Raw genomic sequence first — 19,360 nt, forward strand, 5'->3', positions numbered from 1 at the left:
CCCTGGCGTAGGACCTCCTCCAAGGCTTGCCCCCAGCGCCCCTGATTGGTGTCGCTGACGGCGTTCTGGATCAGTGAGTGTACTCGTTGAAGATCTCCGGCGTGCGATCGTCGCGGTGCCAGCCCAGCACCCGGTAGTCATCGTAACGCCCGGTCTCCATGCCCGGCGAGCCGTGAGGCATCCCCGGCACGGAGAGCCCCGCCACATCCGGGCGCTCCTCCAGCAGGCGGTGAATGTCCGCCGCCGGCACGTGGCCCTCGATCACGTAGCCGTCGACCATGGCGGTGTGGCAGGAAGCGAGCTCGGGGGTGAGGCCCTGCTCGATCTTGATGGCACGCATCTCGCGGGTCTTGTGGCGCTCCACCGTGAAGCCCTCGGCCTCCAGATGGTCGGCCCAGGCACCGCAGCAGCCGCAGTTGGGGTCCTGGTACATCTCGACAACGGGCCCCTCGGCCAGGGCGGGGGCGGCCAGCAGTGCCAGCAGGGCGCCGGTGGCCAGGGGGAGAGTCATTCGCTTCATCACAATCGCTCCGCGGTGATAGGGTAATGGCACGATTGTCGGCGTCGAAGGGGTCCTTGCCAAGGGGGCTGGATCACGTCAGCTCGCCACGGGGAGCCTCAACATGAGCCACTACTGTGACCTGGCCCCGGGCCATCCGTTTCACGGCCCCTACCACGACCACGAGTACGGCTTCCCGGTGGCCGAGGACCAGGCCCTCTTCGAGCGCCTGGCGCTGGAGATCAACCAGGCAGGGCTCTCCTGGCTCACCGTGCTCAAGAAGCGCGCCGCCTTCCGGGAGGCCTTCGAGGGCTTCGCCATCGACCGGGTGGCCGCCTATGGCGAGGCCGAGCGCGCCCGCCTGCTGGCCGACGCCGGCATCATCCGCAACCGCCTGAAGGTCGAGGCCGTGATCCACAACGCCGGCGTGGTCCAGACCCTTCGCGATGAGTACGGCAGCCTCGCCGCCTGGCTCGACCACCACCATCCGCTGCCCCATGCGGAGTGGGTCCGGCTCTTCAGGCGCACCTTCCGCTTCACCGGGCCGGAGATCACCGGCGAGTTCCTGATGAGCACCGGCTACCTGCCCGGCGCCCACCGCGACGACTGCCCGGTGCAGGGGCGCATCCTCGCCGCCGGGCCGCGCTGGGCAGATACGTAAGGGAACCCAGCCCCTGCCCGTGGCATCATAGCCGGGCACTCTCTGCGAGGAACGCCTCCCGATGGATTCGATTACCCAGGCCGCCCTGGGCGCCGCCGTGGGCGGTGCCGTGCTCGGCCGCCGGCTGGGCCGCAAGGCGGTGCTGATCGGTGCCGTGCTCGGCACCCTCCCCGATCTCGACGTGGTCATCGACTACGGCGATGCCGTGGCCAACGTCACCGAACACCGCGGCTTCTCCCACTCGCTGTTCGTGCTGGCGGGGCTGGCCACGGCGCTGACGCTGCTCTCCGCCCGCTTCGCCCCGGCCCGGGATATCTCCCTGGCGCGGTGGGGAGCCTTCTTCGGGCTCTGCCTGCTGACCCACCCGCTGCTTGACGCCCTGACCACCTACGGCACCCAGCTGCTGTGGCCGCTGGACGCGCCGCCCGCGGCTTACCCCGTCGTCTTCATCATCGACCCGCTCTACACCCTGCCGCTGCTGGTGGGCATCGGCGTGGCGCTGGCCACCGGCAACGGGCGGCGCGGCCCCGCCTGGGGGCTGGCGCTCTCGTCCGCCTACCTGGTGTTCGCCTTCGGCGCCAAGCAGCTGGTGGAGCATCGCCTGGAACCGGTGCTGGCCGAACGGGGGCTTGCCGAGGCCCCGCGGCTGGTCCAGCCCACCCCCTTCAACACCCTGCTGTGGCGCGTCACGGTGGTGGATGGCGACGAGCACCACGAGTTGCTGGTGGGGGTGCTGGACGGCGACACCCCGCCGCTGCTGGAGACCTACCGCCGCGGAGCCGACCTTGAGGAAGTGGCACTCGAAAGCCCGCGTGGCCGGCGGCTGGACTGGTTCGCCGGCCCCTTCCTGCGCTACGAGACCCGCGAGCTCGACGGGCACGAGACCCTGGTGGTGACCGACCTGCGGCTGGGCTTCCCCGGCTTTCACCCCTTCGCCTTCACGCTGGCCACCCGCGAAGGAGATGGCTGGCAACCGGTGGCGACCTCCGAGCAGCTCGACGCCCCTCTTCGCGGCAACCGCGAGGCGCTCTCGCGCCTGGCCGGGCGCATCCTGGCCCCGCAGCCGGCGCTCTGCACCAGCGACTTCGTCGCCGCCGGCTGGGCACTGGAGACCCCGGAGACCTGCTGAGGCGGGCAGGCCCCACAACGCAGCGGGGCGACCCCATGGCCGCCCCGCTGCGTGTCGCTGTTTGCGCTATCGAGCGCGTGCTGCCTCAGAGGCGGGCGACCAGGCCGTCGATGGCCTGACGGGCCTCCTTGAGCGCCGCGTCCCGCTTGCCCTCGCCCATGTTGAGCCCTTCGGCGAAGACGGTATCCACCTCGTTGATGCCGATCATGCCCAGCATCAGCTTGAGGTGCGGGGTCTGGGTATCCATCTCGGTGCCGGCATACTGGCCACCGCGGGCGGCCAGGATCATCGCACGCTTGCCCTCCACCAGGCCCTGGGGACCGTTCTCGGTGTAGCGGAAGGTCACCCCGGCGCGCATCACGCGGTCGAACCAGGCCTTGAGCTGGCTCGGAATGCCGAAGTTGTACATCGGCACCGCCAGTACCACCACGTCGTGGGCCTGGAGCTCCTCGATCAGCGAATCGGAGCGGGCGGCCAGCTCGCGCTGCTCGGCGGTGCGCTCCTCCTCGGCGACCTGCCAGCTGCCGAGCTCGGCCAGGGCCAGGTGGGGCAGCTCTTCGGCCACCAGGTCGCGATGGGTCACCTCGACACCGTCGCGGCCCTGGGCCCGGGCGATGAAGTGCTCGGCCAGAGCCTTGGACTGGCCATTCTCGCCGAGGATGGAAGTGGTAATCACGAGGGTACGTGTGGTCATGGCGACCTCCTGGATGTCAGTCATCGGTACGATGATCACCATGATAGGTGCATTTTTTGCCATAAAAAGCGCAAAAAACCGCACCCGCCGTTCGATAAAAACGAAAATTTAAATTAAGGGGCGATGCCCTGGCCGCAGCCCCTATACTGCTCCCCGTCCACGGTCAGGGTGACCCGCGCCGGGAAGGGCTCGCCGCTCATGTCGTCCAGGCAGGCGCCGGCCTCGATGCGCAGCTCGAAGGGGGTGTCACCGCGGCCGCTCTGCAGGATCACCCGCCCCGCGCCGTTGTCCAGGGTAGTCACCCGATAGGGCAGCGTCTGCTCCCGGGTGCCGTAGTCCAGGCTCAGGGTCGCCTCGGGCCGGTCGTGGGCCAGGTGCACCATCCAGCCCGGCTCGTTGCCGCGCCCCTGGAACATCACCCCGGGCCGCTGCTGGCGGGTCAGGGCCTGGCGCTGCACGTAGGCCTGGCACTCGAGCCGGCCCCGGGGCGTCTCCACGACGGCCTCGGAGCCCTTGTTCCAGAAGCTGACGTCGCCCTGCTCGTAGCGGGCGCCGCTGGCCACCACGGCAGGCGCAAGCCGCCAGGCGCCGTGGGCCGACCACAGCCGCAGCTCACTGTCGGGCCCCTCCGGGTCGGCGGTGACCAGGGCCTGGTCGGGCGTGCAGCGCCAGGCGGTGAAGCTCTCGGCGCCACCGGGGAAGAGCACCGAGGGCAGCAGCGGCGCGTGGTTGCCGGAGGTGATCGGCGCCGGAGCGGTAGCAGTGGCGCAGCCACCCAGCAGCAGGGCCGCCCCGAGGGCGGCGGGAGCGAGAAGGCGGGACATGGCATCTCCTTGCGGGTCGAGGTTCCGTGATCCGCCGAGCATAGCAGCCGCCGGGGCCGGCGGCCGCTCCCGCTGGCTCAACGCTGGGACGGGGCTCCAGCGCTCCCCTCAACCGAAGCGTCGACGCAACTGGCGTGCCGCCTCCACCATATTGGCCAGCGCCGGTTCCACCTCCTCCCAGCGGCGGGTCTTGAGGCCGCAGTCGGGGTTGACCCAGAGACGCTCCAGCGGGATGCGCTCGGCGGCCTTATCCATCAGCGTCACCATCCAGTCCACCTCGGGCACATTGGGCGAGTGGATGTCGTAGACGCCGGGGCCGATCTCGTTGGGATAGGCGAAGTCCTGGAAGGCGTCGAGCAGCTCCATGTTCGAGCGCGAGGTCTCGATGGTGATGACGTCCGCATCCAGGGCGGCAATCGACTCGATGATGTCGTTGAACTCCGAATAGCACATGTGGGTGTGGATCTGGGTCTCGTCGCGCACCCCGGCCGCGGTCAGCCGGAACCCCTCCACCGCCCAGGCCAGATAGCCCGGCCATTCGCTCCGGCGCAGCGGCAGCCCCTCGCGCAGCGCCGGCTCGTCGATCTGGATGGCGCGGATACCGGCCGCCTCCAGGTCGGCCACCTCGTCGCGCAAGGCCAGGGCGATCTGGCGGCAGGTGGTCTCGCGGGGCTGGTCGTCGCGCACGAAGGCCCACTGCAGCATGGTGACGGGGCCGGTGAGCATCCCCTTCATGGGCCTGTCGGTGAGCGACTGGGCGTACCGGCTCCAGCGCACCGTCATCGGGCCCGGACGGCTGACGTCGCCGACGATCACCGGCGGCTTCACGCAGCGCGAGCCGTAGCTCTGGACCCAGCCGAAGCGGGTGAAGGCGTAGCCGTCGAGCTGCTCGCCGAAGTACTCCACCATGTCGTTGCGTTCCGGCTCGCCGTGCACCGGCATGTCGAGGCCGAGCGCCTCCTGGCGCGCCACGGCATGGGCGATCTCCTCCTCCATGCGCGCCTCGTAGGCCTCCCCGGCGAGCTCACCGGCCCTGAAGGCGCGGCGCGCGGCGCGGATGGCGTCGGTCTGCGGGAAGGAGCCGATGGTGGTGGTGGGGAAGAGCGGCAGGTCCAGCGCCTGGCGCTGGGCCCGGGCGCGCTGCGGATAGGGGCTCGCGCGCTCGAGGTCCGCCGGTTCGACGCCCGCCAGCCGGTCGGCCACCTCGGGGCGGTGGATGCGCGGCGAGTCGCGCCTGACCTGCAGGGCGAGGGTAGCGGCCTCCAGGCGCTGGCGGTCGACCTCGCTGGCGCGGCCATCGAGCAGGCGCGCCAGGGTCACCGTCTCGTCGAGCTTCTGGCGGGCGAAGGCCAGCCAGCTCCTGAGCTCGGGGTCGAGCTCGGTCTCGCGGTCGAGATCCACCGGGACATGCAGCAGCGAACAGGAGGGGGCGATCCACAGCCGCCTGCCGAGGCGCATGCGCGCCTGGGCCAGGCGTTCGCGCAGCAGCGCCAGGTCGGCCCGCCAGACGTTGCGCCCATCGATGGCGCCCACCGAGAGCACCTTGTAGGCGGGCAGCCGGTCGAGCACCGCCGCGAGCTGCTCGGGGGCGCGCACGGCATCGATGTGCAGCCCCGCCACCGGCAGGCTCACGGCGAGGCCCAGGTTGTCGCCGAGGCCGCCGAAGTAGCTGGCCAGCAGCAGCTTCACCGGGGCCCGGCCGAGCACGCTGTAGGCGGCCTCATAGGCCTGCTGCCACTCACGGGGCAGGTCCTGCACCAGCGCCGGCTCCTCGAGCTGCACCCACTCCACCCCCTGCTCGGCGAGGCGCGCCAGCAGCTCGCCGTAGACCGGCAGCAGGGCCTCGAGCAGGCTCAGGCGGTCGAGCCCCGCATCGCGGGCCTTGCCCAGCCACAGCCAGGTCAGGGGGCCAAGCAGGGTCACCTTCACCGCGTGGCCCAGCGCCTGGGCCTCGGCCACCTGCTCGAAGAGGCGCGAGCTGGCGAGGCGGAAGGACTGGCCGGCGTGGAGCTCGGGCACCAGGTAGTGGTAGTTGGTATCGAAGTACTTGGTCATCTCGCAGGCGGCGGCGGGCTCGCCGCTGGGCGCCCGGCCGCGGGCCATGCGGAAGGCCGTGTCCAGGTCCACCTCGCCGGCGGCCAGCTCGGCCTCGGCGCCGAAGCGTGCCGGCACGGCCCCAAGGGCCACCGAGAGGTCCAGCACCTGGTCGTAGAAGGCGAAGTCGCCCACCGTGACCAGGTCGAGTCCCGCCTCGCGCTGCTCGGCCCAGTGGCGGGCGCGCAGCTCGCGCCCTGCCCGCTCCAGCCCCTCGCGATCGAGCTCGCCCTGCCAGTAGGCCTCCACCGCGCGCTTGAGTTCGCGGTCGGCGCCGATGCGCGGATAGCCGATAACATGAGAAGTAATCATTGAAATACCCTCCATGGATGAATAATCCAGCAAAGTCTGGCTGGCCACGCAGGGTGAATCAAACTAAACTTCCTAATCTTGAAAATGAAAATGGCTCACTCGGCATGCTCGAACTGCGACACCTCCGCACCCTGGTCGCACTGCGCGACGCCGGCTCCCTCGTCGAGGCGGCCGAGCGGGTCCACCTGACCCAGTCCGCCCTCTCCCACCAGATCAAGGACCTGGAGGAGCGCCTCGACAACCCGCTGTTCGTGCGCAAGACCCGGCCGGTGGAGTTCACCCGCGCCGGCCAGCGGCTACTGACCCTGGCCGAACAGGTACTGCCGCTGGTGCGCATGGCCGAGCGTGATCTGGCGCGGCTGGCCGGCAACGAACAGGGTCGGCTGCACATGGCCATCGAGTGCCACAGCTGTTTCCAGTGGCTGATGCCCACCGTCGACCATTTCCGCGACCACTGGCCTGAGGTGGAGATCGACATCCCCGGCGGCCACCACTTCGACCCGCTGCCGGCCCTGGCCAGGGAGCAGCTCGACCTGGTGATCACCGCCGACCCCCAGCCCCTGCCGGGCATCCATTACGAGCCCCTGTTCCGTTACGAGGGGCTGCTGGCGGTGGCCCGACAGCATCGCCTGGCCGGCAAGGCATTCGTGACCCCCGAGGCGCTGGCCGAGGAGACCCTGATCACCTACCCGGTGGAGCACTCGCGGCTGGATGTCTTCACCCAGTTCCTGGACCCGGCCGGCGTGCGCCCCAGGGAGATACGCACCGCTGAGCTGACCATCATGATGATGCAGCTGGTGGCCAGCGGACGCGGGGTCAGCGCGCTGCCCAACTGGGCCCTGACCGAATATCTGGAGCGCGACTACGTGAAGGCGGTAGCGCTGGGCGAAAAGGGGGTGTGGAGCACGCTGTTCGCGGCGATCCGCGAGGAGACCCGCCAGGCCCCGTGGATGGAGGACTTCCTGCGCACCGCCCGGGAGACCTCCTTCGCGGTGCTGGAGGGGATCAAGCCGGCCTAGGCGCCGGGGCGTTGTGGCAGCAGCAGGGTGAAGCGGGCACCGCCGAGCTCGGGGCTCTCATCCACCGCCACGCTGCCGCCGTGCCAGATCATCACCTTCTGCACGATGGAGAGCCCCAGCCCATAGCCACCCGAGCTGCGTGTGCGGCTGTCATCCAGCCGTGCGAAGGGCTTGAAGATCAACTGCCGCTCGCCGGCCGGCACCCCGGGGCCATCGTCTTCCACGTCGATTCGCAACAGTCGGGGCTCTGCCTCCACGCGGATCATCACCCGGGTGCGGGCGTGGCGGCAGGCGTTGGCCACCAGGTTCTGCACCGCCCGCTGCAGGTAGCGCGCTTCGGCCAGCGCCTCCACCTCGGGCCCCTCGGCGAGCGCGATGGTCAGGTGGCCGTGCAGCGGCGCCAGCGCCGCAACCACCCGCTCCACCATGGCCCGACACCCCACCAGGCTGGCCTGCATCTCGCGACCGTTGACCGCGTCGCTACCCAGGCGGGCATAGGTGAGGATCTCGTCGACCAGGCCGTCCAGCTCCTCGATGTCACCATCGATGCCCTGCAGCTGGCGACGGATCGCCGGATCGTCGGTCATGTCATCGACCATCTGCACGGCGAAGCGGATGCGTGCCACCGGCGTGCGCAACTCGTGGGAGACCGCCCGGATCATGTCCTGCTGGGCCCGCAGCAGCGCCTGCACCTGGGCGGCCATGCCGTTGAAGGCCATGCCCAGCCGGCCAAGGAAGTCGCCGCTCTCCACCTTGACCCGGGTATCGAGCCGGCCGGCGGCGATGCGCGTGGCCGCCAGCTCCAGCCTTGCCATGCGCGCCTCGACGCCACGCACGATCAGGTAGATGGTCGCCCCCAGCACCGCCAGCAGGATGAGCACCACCAGCAGTTGCAGCGAGCCCGGGACCGGCTCGAAGGCCTCCACCGGCCCGATGGTCATCCAGCTGGCCTCGCCGCCGCCGGGCAGCGCCAGGTACATCGCCATGGCCCAGCGCCCGGGGAAGAGCCGGATCACCACCTCGCCGTCGCCCAGGCGGCCGAGCTGGTAGGGGTCCAGCCCCGCCGGCGGGGCATCGCCAAGCTCGACCGGGATGCTGCCCCCGGCCACCCGCGAAAGCCGAGCGCGACGCTCGCCAGGCGGGCTCTCGGTGAGCCACTCCCCGAGCAGTTCGGTGAGTCCGCGTAGCTGCTGCTCGCTGAGGCTGGAGAGGTCCACCTGCAGCAGGTTCTCGCCGCCGGGCAGCAGCTTCTGCAGCCGCCAGCCGCTGCCCTCGCGCACCTGCACCAGCACCTTGCCGCGCTCGAGGCGCAGGCGGGTGAAGTAGCTCAGGGAAGCGGAATGGACGGGCAGCACGGAGGGGGTCAGGTCGAGACGGCGAGCCTGGGCCTCGAGCCAGTCGCCATGGGAATCGGCCGGCAGGGCCTCCAGACGCTGGGCGAGCAGCCGCATGGGAACCTCGGCGAGGTGCTCGCGATGGTGCTCGCGGCGCACCTGGTCAACCATGGCCACGCCCACCAGGGCGAGGCCGAAGGTCAGCAGCAGGGCAAGCGCCAGCAGCACGTAGACGCGCAGGAAGGTGCTGTCGCCCAGGCCCCGCAGCATGGATCAGCTCTCCCTGACGAAGAGGTAGCCCTTGCTGCGCACCGTCTTGATGCGGTGCGGCTGGTTGGGGTCATCGCCGATCTTGGGACGGATGCGCGACACCCGCACGTCGATGGAACGGTCCTGACCGTCGTACTTGATGCCGCGCAGCTGGGAGAAGATTTCCTCGCGGGTCAGCACCCGGCCGGCGTTGCTGGCCAGCAGCCACAGCAGGTCGAACTCGGCGCTGGTGAGGTCGATGCGCTCGCGGTCCAGCCACGCCTCGCGGGTGGCGCTGTCGATCTCCAGGTTCCCGAAGGTGAGCCGCGGTTCCGCCGCGGCCTCCGCGCTCTCGGCACGACGCAGCAGCGCCCGCATCCGCGCCAGCAGCACCCGGGGCTGCACCGGCTTGGGCACATAGTCGTCGGCGCCCATCTCCAGGCCCAGCACCTGATCCATGTCGTCGGTGCGTGCGGTGAGCATCAGGATCGGCCCCGGATAGTCGCCGCGCACGCGCCGGCAGATCGACAGGCCATCCTCGCCGGGCAGCATCAGGTCGAGTATCACCAGGTCCGGCTGCAACGCCAGGATCCGCTCCACGCCCCGGGCACCGTCGGCCTCCAGGGTGACGCGGAAGCCGTTGGCCTGAAGGTAATCGCGGGTCAGGTCGGCCAGGCGTTCATCATCCTCGATGATCAGCACATGATCCTGTTCCCCGGGGTACAAGCTCTCGTCCATCCTCAAGTTCCATCCTGACGGGCAGGTGATCGGGAAGGCGGGGGCTGAGGCCGTACCGCCATTGGCTAAAGGATACCCGAAATCCACCGGCGCGCCTGCCTGTCTCCATGCAGCGACGGCGGCGAAGCGCCGGAAGGTGCAGTGGCTCCCCAGGAAGATCACAAACCGTCCATAGGGTTATCCACTTGAAGCCTGCCGGAACACACACTATCTTGTGCCTTCATGCGAGACGCAACACTACATCCTGTGAAGACCCCCGCCGCCGCGGCCCCTTCACAGGCGCTCCTGACCGTTTCCAGCGCCGCCTCTCGATCACCTGACAGGGACTCCACGACATGTCATCCACGACCTCTCCGGACGCGCCGTCCGTCACCGTCACCGCCCCGCAGACCCTGCGCGTCATCAAGCGCACCGGCGACGTGGTGCCCTTCGATGCCGGCAAGATCGCCGTGGCCATGCGCAAGGCGTTCCTGGCCGTGGAGGGCGACAACGCCGACGCCTCCTCCCGGGTGCGCGACTTCGTGCGTGACGCCAGCGAGGCCATTGCCCGGGCCTTCCTGCGCCGCCTGCCCGACGGCGGCACCCTGCATATCGAGGACATCCAGGATCAGGTCGAGCTGGCGCTGATGCGCGCCGGCGAGCAGAAGGTGGCCCGGGCCTATGTACTCTACCGGGAGGCCCACGCCCGGGCCCGCGCCGCCTCCGGGGGCGACATCGCCAGGCCCCACCCCACCCTAAGCGTGACCCTGGCCGACGGCACCACTCGCCCCCTCGACCTGGGCCGCATCGAGACCCTGGTGCACGACGCCTGCGAGGGGCTGGCCAGCGTCGACCCCGGCCGCATCGTCGACGAGTCGCTCAAGAACCTCTACGACGGCGTCACCGTCGACGGTGTCTCCCAGGCGCTGATGATGACCGCGCGCACCCTGGTGGAGAAGGACCCCGACTACACCTACGTCACCGCCCGCCTGCTGCAGGACAACCTGCGCCGCGAGGCGCTGGCCTTCCTGGGGATCGCCGAGGAGGCGACCTATCAGGAGATGGCCGAGCTCTACCGGCCCGCCTTCCAGGCCTATATCGCACGCGGCATCGAATTCGAACAGCTCGACCCGCGGCTGGCCGAGTTCGACCTGGAGCGCCTGGGCGAGGCGCTGGACCACACCCGCGACAACGCCTTCACCTACCTGGGGCTGCAGACCCTCTACGACCGCTACTTCATCCACCGCGATGACGTGCGCTACGAGCTGCCCCAGGTGATGTTCATGCGCGTCGCCATGGGCCTGGCGCTCAACGAGGACGACCGCGAGGCGCGGGCCATCGAGTTCTACGAGCTGCTCTCCCGCTTCGACTACATGGCCTCCACCCCGACCCTGTTCAACGCCGGCACCGTGCGCAGCCAGCTCTCCAGCTGCTACCTCACCACCGTGCCCGACGAGCTCGACGGCATCTACAGCGCCATCCGCGACAACGCGCTGCTCTCCAAGTGGGCCGGCGGCCTCGGCAACGACTGGACGCCGGTTCGCGCGCTGGGCGCCTGGATCAAGGGAACCAACGGCAAGAGCCAGGGCGTGGTGCCCTTCCTCAAGGTGGTCAATGACACCGCGGTGGCGGTCAACCAGGGCGGCAAGCGCAAGGGAGCCGTCTGCGCCTACCTGGAGACCTGGCACCTGGACATCGAGGAGTTCCTGGAGCTGCGCAAGAACACCGGCGACGACCGCCGCCGCACCCACGACATGAACACCGCCAACTGGGTCCCGGACCTGTTCATGAAGCGGGTCTTCGACGACAAGGAGTGGACGCTGTTCTCGCCCTCCACCTGCCCGGACCTCCACGACCTCTACGGTGCCGCCTTCGAGCAGCGCTACGAGGCGTACGAGGCGATGACCCGCACCGGCGAGCTTTCGCTCTTCAAGCGGGTACGCGCCAAGGACCTGTGGCGCCGGATGCTCTCGATGCTGTTCGAGACCGGCCACCCCTGGATCACCTTCAAGGACCCCTGCAACCTGAGAAGTCCCCAGCAGCATGCCGGCGTGGTGCACTCCTCCAACCTGTGCACCGAGATCACCCTGAACACCTCCGCCGACGAGATCGCGGTGTGCAACCTGGGCTCGGTGAACCTGGCCCAGCACGTGGTGGACGGTGTCTTCGACGGCGAGAAGCTGAAGCGGACCGTGCGCACCGCCGTGCGCATGCTCGACAACGTCATCGACATCAACTACTACGCGGTGCCCCAGGCGTCGCGCTCCAACTTCCGCCACCGCCCGGTGGGGCTCGGCATCATGGGCTTCCAGGACGCCCTCTATGCCCTGGACATCGCCTACGCCTCTGATGCCGCCGTCACCTTCGCCGACCGCTCCATGGAGCTGGTGAGCTACCACGCCATCGAGGCCTCCAGTGACCTCGCCACCGAGCGCGGCCGCTACGAGAGCTTCGAGGGGTCGCTGTGGAGCCAGGGCGTGCTGCCCATCGACTCCATCGGCAAGCTCAAGCAGGAGCGCGGCGAGAAGTACATCGAGCTCGACGAGAGCACCACCCAGGACTGGGGCCGCCTGCGCGACAAGATCGCCCGGCAGGGCATGCGCAACTCCAACGTGATGGCCATCGCCCCGACCGCGACCATCTCCAACATCTGCGGCGTGACCCAGTCCATCGAGCCGACCTACCAGAACCTCTACGTGAAATCGAACCTCTCCGGCGAGTTCACCGTGGTCAACGCCTACATGGTCAACGACCTCAAGGCCCGCGGCCTGTGGGATGAGGTGATGATCAACGACCTCAAGTACTACGACGGCTCCGCCCAGCCCATCGAACGCATCCCGGCGGATCTCAAGGCCAAGTACGCCACCGCCTTCGAGGTGGAGCCGAAATGGCTGGTGGAGGCCGCGGCACGCCGCCAGAAGTGGATCGACCAGGCGCAGTCGCTGAACCTCTACATCAAGGGGGTCTCCGGCAAGAAGCTCGACGTGACCTACCGCATGGCCTGGTTCCGCGGCCTCAAGACCACCTACTACCTGCGCGCCCTGGGCGCCACCGCGGTGGAGAAGTCCACGGTGGAGCGCGGCAATCTCAACGCGGTGAGCAATGCCGCACCGGGCCAGCCGGCGGCCGCCGAACCGGCGCCGAAGGCTACCGAACCCCGCGGCGTGGAGGACTTCCTCACCGGCCGGGCGGGCGCAGGCTCACGGGCGCCCTCGGCCGCCGAGATCGACGACCTGGGCTGCGAAGCCTGCCAGTAAGCGCCAAGCAAGAGGGAGGGCGTCAGCCTCCCTCTTCGTCAACACCGAATGTAGCCGGAACCTGACCGGGAGAGAGACAGATGCTGAACTGGGACGAATTCCACGAGGACGAGACATCCGTCGCCGAGGCGACGGCCGCCAAGGCCACACCGGCCCCGACTGCCAAGCCGGAGGCTCCGCAGGAGGAGGTCCGGCCCGAGGCCGTGACCGAGAGCCGCGGCAGCTACCGGGTGGCCGAGGGTGACCGCCTGGCCCGGGCCCGCAAGTCCCTGGAGGAGCTTGACGTGGCCGCCGGCCTCGAGGAGCTGGAGATGGGCGCGGCGCGCATACAGGTCGACGACAAGCAGATGATCAATGCCCGCGCCGACCTGAACCAGTTGGTGCCCTTCAAGTACGAGTGGGCCTGGCAGAAGTACCTGGACGGCAGCGCCAACCACTGGATGCCCCAGGAAGTGAACATGAACGCCGACATCGCCCTGTGGAAGAGCCAGGACGGCCTGACCGCGGACGAACGGCGCATCGTCGAGCGCAGTCTGGGGTACTTCTCCACCGCCGATTCGCTGGTGGCCAACAACCTGGTGCTGGCGCTCTATCGGCTGATCACCAACCCCGAGTGCCGCCAGTACCTGCTGCGCCAGGCCTTCGAGGAGGCGATCCACACCCACGCCTATCAGTACTGTGTCGAATCGCTGGGCATGGATGAAGGCGAAGTCTTCAACATGTACCGCGAGGTGCCCTCGGTGGCCGCCAAGTCCGCCTGGAGCCTCAAGCACACCCAGTCCCTGGCGCGCCCGGACTTCAACACCGGCACGCCCGAGACCGACCAGGAGCTGCTGCGCAACCTGGTGGCCTTCTACTGCGTGACTGAAGGGATCTTCTTCTACTGCGGCTTCAGCCAGATTCTCTCCATGGGTCGGCGCAATAAGATGACCGGCGTCGCCGAGCAGTTCCAGTACATCCTGCGCGACGAATCCATGCACCTGAACTTCGGCGTGGACATGATCAACCAGATCAAGATCGAGAACCCGCACCTGTGGACCCCCGAGTTCCAGGACGAGGTCACCCAGATGATCCTCGAGGGCACCGAGCTCGAGATCGCCTACGCCCGGGACACCATGCCCCGTGGCGTGCTGGGCATGAACGCGGCGATCATGGAGGAGTACCTCCATTTCATCTGCAACCGCCGTCTGGCCCAGATCGGCCTGAAGGAGCAGTACCCCGGCGCCCAGAACCCCTTCCCCTGGATGAGCGAGATCATCGACCTGCGCAAGGAGAAGAACTTCTTCGAGACCCGCGTCACCGAGTACCAAGTGGGCGGCGCGCTGAGCTGGGATTGAGCCACTGGCTTTGACATGCCCGGCCGTGACATGCCGATATGAAGCAAAAGGGCCGCCCGAAGGCGGCCCGTATTGTCTCATGCCGGCAACCCGGCTATCCCTTGGGTCCTATCAGGAACCAGATGATCAGCCCCACCAGCGGGAAGAACAGCAGCACCAGGATCCACAGCAGCTTGGCGAGGCCACCAGCCGAGCTCTTGGCCACCTTGACGACGGCCCATATCACGATGATCAGCCAGATCAGGCCCAGCAGGCCACCTACTTCGATTCCCATTCGACGTCTCCTTGTCCATTTCCTGTCGGCGCAGTGCCGTTTCTCGAAATGCCGCCTATAGAGGTAGCACAGCGGCAGCGAAACGGACAATCGCGGCCGGTAGCGATTTGTCAGCGGCGGTAACCATCCCCTGTCAGTCGGGGAGCAGGTGGCCCACCTTCACGTAGATCAGTGCGCCCTCCTCGCCCGTGAAGGGCGTGTGCTGGCTGCGATGGGGGCTGCGCAGCCAGCTGCCGGCGGGATAGGCCCCGTGCTCGTCGTGGAAGACACCCTCCAGCACCAGGATCTCCTCGCCGCCCCAGTGGGCGTGGGGCTGGAAACGAGTATTGGGCGCCCAGCGCACCAGCGCCACGTGCTCACCCTCGACGTCATGCAGGGGCAGCACCTCGAGCCCTTCCACCAGCCCCGGGCGCCACTCGGCCGAGCGGGTATCGATCACCTTCTGCTCGGTGTCCTCGGGCGAGAACTGGTGCAGCTTGACGAAGAGGGTGGCGCCCTGCTCGCCCACCCGGGGAGCATGGGCAGTGCCGATGGGGTTGCGCAGGTAGCTGCCCGCCGGGTAGCGGCCGTGCTCGTCGGCGAACTCCCCCTCCAGCACGAGGATCTCCTCGCCGCCGCCATGCTCATGGGACGGAAAGGTGCTGTCGGGTGCATAGCGCACCAGAGAGGTGGCGCGGGCCACCTCCTCGCCGATGCGGTCGAGCATCATCCGCTCGACCCCCGCCATGGGCGAGTCGACCCAGCGGTAGTCCTCGGGGGTGACCACCACCCGCTGGTCGAAGTCGGCATTGAGTCGCATGGCACTTTCTCCTGTCTGGGGCCCGCGTCAGGGCCGTTTCGTGTGGGTCGGACCGCCGGAGCCGCCTGGCGTTCCCGGTAGCTGCCACCACTCCGGCAGCCGGGCGCGCACCTCGCGCCGGGCGAAGCGGTCGTCCATCAGCACCACGGTGCCGCGATCCCCGGGGCCGCGGATCACCCGGCCGGCGGCCTGCACCACCTTGATCAGCCCCGGCACCCGGTAGGCGTAGTCGTCGCCGCGGCCGAAGCGCGCCTGGAGCCGCGCCTTCAAGGCCTCGTTGAAGTCGTCGAAGGGCGGCAGCCCCAGGGTGGCGACGAAGGCGCCGATCAGCCGCTCCCCCGGCAGGTCGACCCCCTCGGCGAAGGCGCCCCCCAGCACGGCGAAGCCGATGCCCTGCCCCTCCGGCGTGAAGCGCGCCAGGAAGGCGTCGCGCTCGGGCTCCCCCATCCCTCGCACCTGGGTCCAGGTGGGAATCGTCGGGTGCGCCTCGGCGAAGGCCGCCCGCGCCCGCTCCAGGTAGGCGAAGCTGCTGAAGAAGGCCAGATAGTTGCCGGAGCGGCGGCGGTACTGGCCGGCCAGTTCGGCGACGATGGGCGACAGCGAGGCCTCGCGATCCCGCAGCCGGGTGGAGATATCGGCGCGGATGCGCACCTCGAGCTGCCCCGCGGCGAAGGGCGAGGCCACCGACTGCCAGACCGTTTCCACCGGCAGCCCCAGCAGGTCGCGATGGTAGCCGGGCGGGGCCAGGGTCGCCGAGAAAAGCACCGCGGCGTGTGCCGCCTGAAAGCGCGGGGCAAGGAAGTCCGCCGGCACCAGGTTGCGCAGGCCCAGCACCGCCCGGCCGCGGCCGTGACGGGCCAGGTCGCACAGCGAGTGGTCGCCGAAGGACTCCGCCAGGCGGATGAAGGCCAGCGCCTCGAAGAGCAGCTCCTGGAGCTCGGGGCTGGCCCCCTCGGGGTGCTCGCCCAGGTAGTCGGTGATGGCGCTGGCCGCCCCCTGCAGGGCGCCCACCATGGCCGACGGCAGGGCATCGAGCACCCGGTAGGCCGGCCGCCCCGTCTCGCCGACCTCGGCGAGCCCCGCCTCCTTCACCAGGCCCTGCCACTGGCGGGCCAGCCGCGCCAGCGGCCGGGAGAGCGCCGGCGGCACGCTGCGGCGCAGCCGGGCGAGACGGCGCTGGTCGAGCTCGGCGCTGTACATGCCCCGGGCCCGCTCCACCAGGTTGTGGGCCTCGTCCACCAGCAGGCCCACCCGCCAGCGGTTGGCCACCGCCAGGCCGTGGAGCAGCGCACTGGCGTCGAACCAGTGGTTGACGTCCCCCACCACCACATCGCACCAGCGCGCCAGCTCCTGGCCCAGGTAGTAGGGGCAGACGCCGTGCTCGCGGGCCACCCCACGCAGCGCCTCGCGGTCCAGCCAGCCGCGCGCCACGGCCGCCTGGCGCGCCGCCGGCAGGCGGTCGTAGAAGCCCGCCGCCAGCGGGCAGGCCTCGCCGTGGCAGGCCCGGCCGGGGTACTCGCAGGCCTTCTCCCGGGCGGTGAGCTCCAGCACCCGCAGCGGCAGTCTCTCGGGAGTTTCCGCCGAGGGGCCACCGCCCTGCTCGCCCACCGTACCGGGCGCAGGCCTGGCCCCCAGCTGGCGCAGCGCATCCAGCGCCAGAGCCCGCCCCGGGGTCTTCATGGTCAGGAACATCAACCGGTCGAGGCCGTGGCGGGGCATCGCCGCCAGCTGGGGAAAGAGGGTGCCGAGCGTCTTGCCAATGCCGGTGGGGGCCTGGGCCAGCAGGCAGCGGCCGGTGGCCGCGGCCTTGTAGACCCCCTCGGCCAGCGCCCGCTGCCCGGGGCGGAAGTCGGCGTGAGGGAAGGCGAGCCTCTCCAAGGCAGCATCCCGCCGCGCGCGATGCTCCGCCTCTTGCTCGGCCCAGGCACGATAGCGTCGGCACAGCGAGGCGAGGAAGGTGGCCAGCTCGGCGGCCTCGAAGCGCTGCTCGAGGCGGGTCTCGCGGCCGCTACCCACCTCCAGGTAGACCAGCGCCAGGGTGATCTCGGCCAGGCCCCGCTCAGCGCAGAGCAGCGCCCCGTAGGCCCTGACCTGGGCCCAGTGCAGGGCGCGCTGGTTGTCGGCCATGCGCGAAAGATCGCCGCGGTGGGTCTTCACCTCCTCCAGGCAGTGGGCGGCCGGGTCATAGCCATCGGCGCGCCCGCGCACCTCGAGCCCCTCGACCACGCCTGCGAGCGCCACCTCGCGCTCGTAGCCCTCGCCGCGACGGCGAGCGATCTCGGCGTGGCCGGCGATGCCCTCCTCGGCGCTGGGCGCGGGGGTGAAGCGGTGGTCCAGGTCCCCTTCCCGGGCGGTGAAGTCGCACAGGGTGCGCACCGCCACCCGCAGGCGTCGCATCTCGCTCATGCGGGCTGCACCCAGCGCACATGGCAGACCGCGACGGGGATGCCCTGCTCGCGGAAGAAGGCGAGCCAGCGGCGCTGGTTGTCCTGCAGGCGGTCACCGGGGCCCTTGACCTCGATCAGCCGATACGGCGACTCCCCCTCGGCCGCCTCGGGGAAGAACTGGATCAGGTCCGGCAGGCCGGCGCGGTTGGCCTTGAGATCCCCCAGCAGGCGCGCGAAGCAGGCGCGCAGGTGCTCGGGCGGCAGGCAGTCGAGCGAAAGCGAAAGCAGCGCCTCGTCGAGCGCCCCCCAGTGCACGAAGGGGTTGGCGAGCCCCTGCTTCTCCCGCCAGGTGGCGAGGATCGCCTGGCGGTAGCGGCCGTCGTCGAGGCGCGCCAGGCAGGCATCGAAGCGCTCGCGGCGGCGCGCCACGAACTCCTCCCGGTAGAGGTCCGCCGGGCCGCTGTGGAAGGGGTGAAAGAAGGCACCGGGCAGGGGCGCGAAGAGCGCCTCCCAGCAGAGCAGGCCGAAGAGCCCGGTGAGCAGGGTGTTCTCCACGTAGGCCACCGGGGCGTCGTCGCGCTGCAGGTGCTCGCCCACTGCGCGCTCGACGCTGGGTGAGAGCGGTAGGCAGAGCTCGAGGCGCTCAGGGGCAGGCGCCGCCTCCCGGGGCAGCGGCGCCAGCCCCAGCCGGCGCCGCAGGCGGGGAAGCAGCCGCGTGAGGGCCTGGGCCTCCGCCTCCCCCGGCGACTCGCCGGCCAGGGCCTCGGCCAGCGCATGGGCCTCGGCATGCTCCCCCCGGCGCTCCCGCAGGCGCAGGTGGCGAATGCGCGCCTCCGCGCTGCCGGAACCCGCCGGCCAGCCCGCCTGGCGGTAGAGCCCAAGCGCCCGCTCGCCCTCCCCGTCTCGCTCGGCCTGGCGGCCCAGGGCCAGTTCGAGGCGCCGGCGCCGCGCCGAAAGCCAGGGGTTGTCCGACGGTATCGGAGGCAGGGCATCGGCCAGCGTCGCCACCGGCTCCCCGGCATCGAGCCGGTCGCGCAGCCGGTGCAGCGCCAGGTAGGCGTCCACCTCCTCGCGGCGCTGGAAGGCCCGGGACTCGGCGCTGAAGGGCACCCGCTCGAAGCGCTGCACCCCGAGCTCCGCGAGCACGAAGTCGGACCAGTCCTGGCGCAGGTTGCCGAAGAACATCAGCCGCAGCCGGTCGCAGGTGGCCATCACCGTCAGGCGCACCACCCGATCCGGGGCCGCCGGCCACCATGCGGCCAGCGGACGCGCCTCGAGGCCCCGAGGCGCCAGGGCCTCGAGCAGGGCGGCCTTGCCCAGCGAGGCCGAAAGCCCGGCGGCGCGGATCTCCCCGGCCAGGGCCAGGCGCAGCTCGGGCAAGCGAAGCTGGGCGAAGAGGGTCTCAAGGGAGAGGGCGGGATCGCCCTCGACCAGGCCGGCGGCCAACAGCGGCGCCAGGGCCGCCTCGCCGTCGCCGGTCTCGGCACTGTCCTCGCTGTCGGCACTGTTCTCGGCGTCGATCTCCGGATAGACGAGCTTCGAGGTGCGAAAGTGCTCGCCCCGGCGCATCACCATGCGCACCAGCAGCGCCCGGGAGGCCCGCGGCAGCGCGGCAAAGTCGGCCAGGAACGCCCGCTCCTCGTCGCCGAGCAGGTCGCCGTGGCGTTCGGCGACCCAGTCCAGCACGAACTGGAAGTTCACCAGGTAGTAGAAAGGATCCGCGAGGGAGGCGGCGGGAGAGCTACTGGTCATCTATCCATGATATCAGCGGACC

At 70.0% G+C, this 19,360-nt stretch carries 15 protein-coding genes; 5 read left to right on the top strand and 10 right to left on the bottom strand.

Translation table 11 applies throughout. The features are described 5' to 3' along the window. Nucleotides 1-70: 70 nt before the first annotated feature. Nucleotides 71-520, bottom strand: coding sequence for a DUF411 domain-containing protein (locus IBX53_RS04580; protein ID WP_290906017.1), 450 nt, complete (start codon nt 518-520; stop codon nt 71-73). A 103-nt stretch (nt 521-623) separates the two neighbouring features. Between IBX53_RS04580 and IBX53_RS04585 the strand changes: the two genes are divergently transcribed. Beyond that, nucleotides 624-1,160, top strand: coding sequence for a DNA-3-methyladenine glycosylase I (locus IBX53_RS04585; protein ID WP_290906019.1), 537 nt, complete (start codon nt 624-626; stop codon nt 1,158-1,160). A gap of 61 nt (nt 1,161-1,221) precedes the next feature. After that, entirely contained in the window at nt 1,222-2,289 is a 1,068-nt protein-coding gene (locus IBX53_RS04590; RefSeq protein WP_290906021.1) for a metal-dependent hydrolase, read from the top strand. An 85-nt stretch (nt 2,290-2,374) separates the two neighbouring features. Here IBX53_RS04590 and IBX53_RS04595 read toward each other — a convergent pair whose 3' ends face one another. The 3 genes from IBX53_RS04595 to metE form a co-directional block, all read right to left on the bottom strand. Continuing rightward, the gene (locus IBX53_RS04595) at nt 2,375-2,983 is read right to left on the bottom strand and encodes an FMN-dependent NADH-azoreductase (protein ID WP_290906023.1); all 609 of its coding nucleotides are present in this window, start codon (nt 2,981-2,983) and stop codon (nt 2,375-2,377) included. A 113-nt stretch (nt 2,984-3,096) separates the two neighbouring features. Next, the gene (locus tag IBX53_RS04600; RefSeq protein WP_290906025.1) at nt 3,097-3,807 is read right to left on the bottom strand and encodes a COG3650 family protein; all 711 of its coding nucleotides are present in this window, start codon (nt 3,805-3,807) and stop codon (nt 3,097-3,099) included. Nucleotides 3,808-3,915: 108 nt separating this feature from the next. Continuing rightward, nucleotides 3,916-6,213 (bottom strand): 5-methyltetrahydropteroyltriglutamate--homocysteine S-methyltransferase, encoded by a 2,298-nt coding sequence (metE, locus tag IBX53_RS04605; protein ID WP_290906027.1) that lies wholly within the window; start codon nt 6,211-6,213, stop codon nt 3,916-3,918. Between the two features lie 104 nt (nt 6,214-6,317). On the opposite strand from metE, the gene IBX53_RS04610 reads away from it, so the two are divergent. Continuing rightward, the gene (locus IBX53_RS04610; protein ID WP_290906029.1) at nt 6,318-7,232 is read left to right on the top strand and encodes a LysR family transcriptional regulator; all 915 of its coding nucleotides are present in this window, start codon (nt 6,318-6,320) and stop codon (nt 7,230-7,232) included. Here the strand turns inward: IBX53_RS04610 and IBX53_RS04615 are convergent. Both IBX53_RS04615 and IBX53_RS04620 read right to left on the bottom strand, forming a co-directional pair. Then, nucleotides 7,229-8,836 carry an ATP-binding protein gene (locus tag IBX53_RS04615; RefSeq protein ID WP_290906031.1) on the bottom strand — a complete coding sequence of 536 codons (1,608 nt, stop codon included), beginning with the start codon at nt 8,834-8,836 and terminating at the stop codon, nt 7,229-7,231. The two genes, IBX53_RS04610 and IBX53_RS04615, sit on opposite strands and share 4 nt — an antisense overlap. Before the next feature lie 3 nt (nt 8,837-8,839). After that, nucleotides 8,840-9,553: a winged helix-turn-helix domain-containing protein gene (locus tag IBX53_RS04620; protein WP_290906033.1), complete on the bottom strand. Its 714-nt coding sequence runs from the start codon at nt 9,551-9,553 to the stop codon at nt 8,840-8,842. 335 nt (nt 9,554-9,888) lie between these two features. Here IBX53_RS04620 and IBX53_RS04625 point away from each other — a divergent pair, with 335 nt between their 5' ends. Continuing rightward, entirely contained in the window at nt 9,889-12,789 is a 2,901-nt protein-coding gene (locus IBX53_RS04625; RefSeq protein ID WP_290906035.1) for a ribonucleoside-diphosphate reductase subunit alpha, read from the top strand. A gap of 80 nt (nt 12,790-12,869) precedes the next feature. Further along, nucleotides 12,870-14,126, top strand: a complete 1,257-nt coding sequence (locus IBX53_RS04630) for a ribonucleotide-diphosphate reductase subunit beta (RefSeq protein WP_290906039.1) — start codon at nt 12,870-12,872, stop codon at nt 14,124-14,126. 94 nt (nt 14,127-14,220) lie between these two features. Here the strand turns inward: IBX53_RS04630 and IBX53_RS04635 are convergent, their stop codons facing one another. The 4 genes from IBX53_RS04635 to IBX53_RS04650 form a co-directional block, all read right to left on the bottom strand. Then, nucleotides 14,221-14,400: a PLDc N-terminal domain-containing protein gene (locus IBX53_RS04635; RefSeq protein ID WP_290906042.1), complete on the bottom strand. Its 180-nt coding sequence runs from the start codon at nt 14,398-14,400 to the stop codon at nt 14,221-14,223. Between the two features lie 133 nt (nt 14,401-14,533). Next, nucleotides 14,534-15,199 (bottom strand): cupin domain-containing protein, encoded by a 666-nt coding sequence (locus tag IBX53_RS04640; RefSeq protein ID WP_290906045.1) that lies wholly within the window; start codon nt 15,197-15,199, stop codon nt 14,534-14,536. Nucleotides 15,200-15,226: 27 nt separating this feature from the next. Then, nucleotides 15,227-17,596: an ATP-dependent DNA helicase gene (locus IBX53_RS04645; protein WP_290906120.1), complete on the bottom strand. Its 2,370-nt coding sequence runs from the start codon at nt 17,594-17,596 to the stop codon at nt 15,227-15,229. Between the two features lie 5 nt (nt 17,597-17,601). Further along, entirely contained in the window at nt 17,602-19,338 is a 1,737-nt protein-coding gene (locus IBX53_RS04650) for a VRR-NUC domain-containing protein (RefSeq protein WP_290906048.1), read from the bottom strand. Nucleotides 19,339-19,360: the final 22 nt, after the last annotated feature.

Source organism: Halomonas sp. (assembly GCF_014859505.1).
Classification (GTDB): domain Bacteria; phylum Pseudomonadota; class Gammaproteobacteria; order Pseudomonadales; family Halomonadaceae; genus Halomonas.

Excerpts from the sequence above, each read along its gene's own strand:
- IBX53_RS04580 (WP_290906017.1), bottom strand. The coding sequence starts at position 520 with ATGAAGCGAATGACTCTCCCCCTGGCCACCGGCGCCCTGCTGGCACTG.
- IBX53_RS04585 (WP_290906019.1), top strand. The coding sequence starts at position 624 with ATGAGCCACTACTGTGACCTGGCCCCGGGCCATCCGTTTCACGGCCCC.
- IBX53_RS04590 (WP_290906021.1), top strand. The coding sequence starts at position 1,222 with ATGGATTCGATTACCCAGGCCGCCCTGGGCGCCGCCGTGGGCGGTGCC.
- IBX53_RS04595 (WP_290906023.1), bottom strand. The coding sequence starts at position 2,983 with ATGACCACACGTACCCTCGTGATTACCACTTCCATCCTCGGCGAGAAT.
- IBX53_RS04600 (WP_290906025.1), bottom strand. The coding sequence starts at position 3,807 with ATGTCCCGCCTTCTCGCTCCCGCCGCCCTCGGGGCGGCCCTGCTGCTG.
- metE (WP_290906027.1), bottom strand. The coding sequence starts at position 6,213 with ATGATTACTTCTCATGTTATCGGCTATCCGCGCATCGGCGCCGACCGC.
- IBX53_RS04610 (WP_290906029.1), top strand. The coding sequence starts at position 6,318 with ATGCTCGAACTGCGACACCTCCGCACCCTGGTCGCACTGCGCGACGCC.
- IBX53_RS04615 (WP_290906031.1), bottom strand. The coding sequence starts at position 8,836 with ATGCTGCGGGGCCTGGGCGACAGCACCTTCCTGCGCGTCTACGTGCTG.
- IBX53_RS04620 (WP_290906033.1), bottom strand. The coding sequence starts at position 9,553 with ATGGACGAGAGCTTGTACCCCGGGGAACAGGATCATGTGCTGATCATC.
- IBX53_RS04625 (WP_290906035.1), top strand. The coding sequence starts at position 9,889 with ATGTCATCCACGACCTCTCCGGACGCGCCGTCCGTCACCGTCACCGCC.
- IBX53_RS04630 (WP_290906039.1), top strand. The coding sequence starts at position 12,870 with ATGCTGAACTGGGACGAATTCCACGAGGACGAGACATCCGTCGCCGAG.
- IBX53_RS04635 (WP_290906042.1), bottom strand. The coding sequence starts at position 14,400 with ATGGGAATCGAAGTAGGTGGCCTGCTGGGCCTGATCTGGCTGATCATC.
- IBX53_RS04640 (WP_290906045.1), bottom strand. The coding sequence starts at position 15,199 with ATGCGACTCAATGCCGACTTCGACCAGCGGGTGGTGGTCACCCCCGAG.
- IBX53_RS04645 (WP_290906120.1), bottom strand. The coding sequence starts at position 17,596 with ATGCGACGCCTGCGGGTGGCGGTGCGCACCCTGTGCGACTTCACCGCC.
- IBX53_RS04650 (WP_290906048.1), bottom strand. The coding sequence starts at position 19,338 with ATGACCAGTAGCTCTCCCGCCGCCTCCCTCGCGGATCCTTTCTACTAC.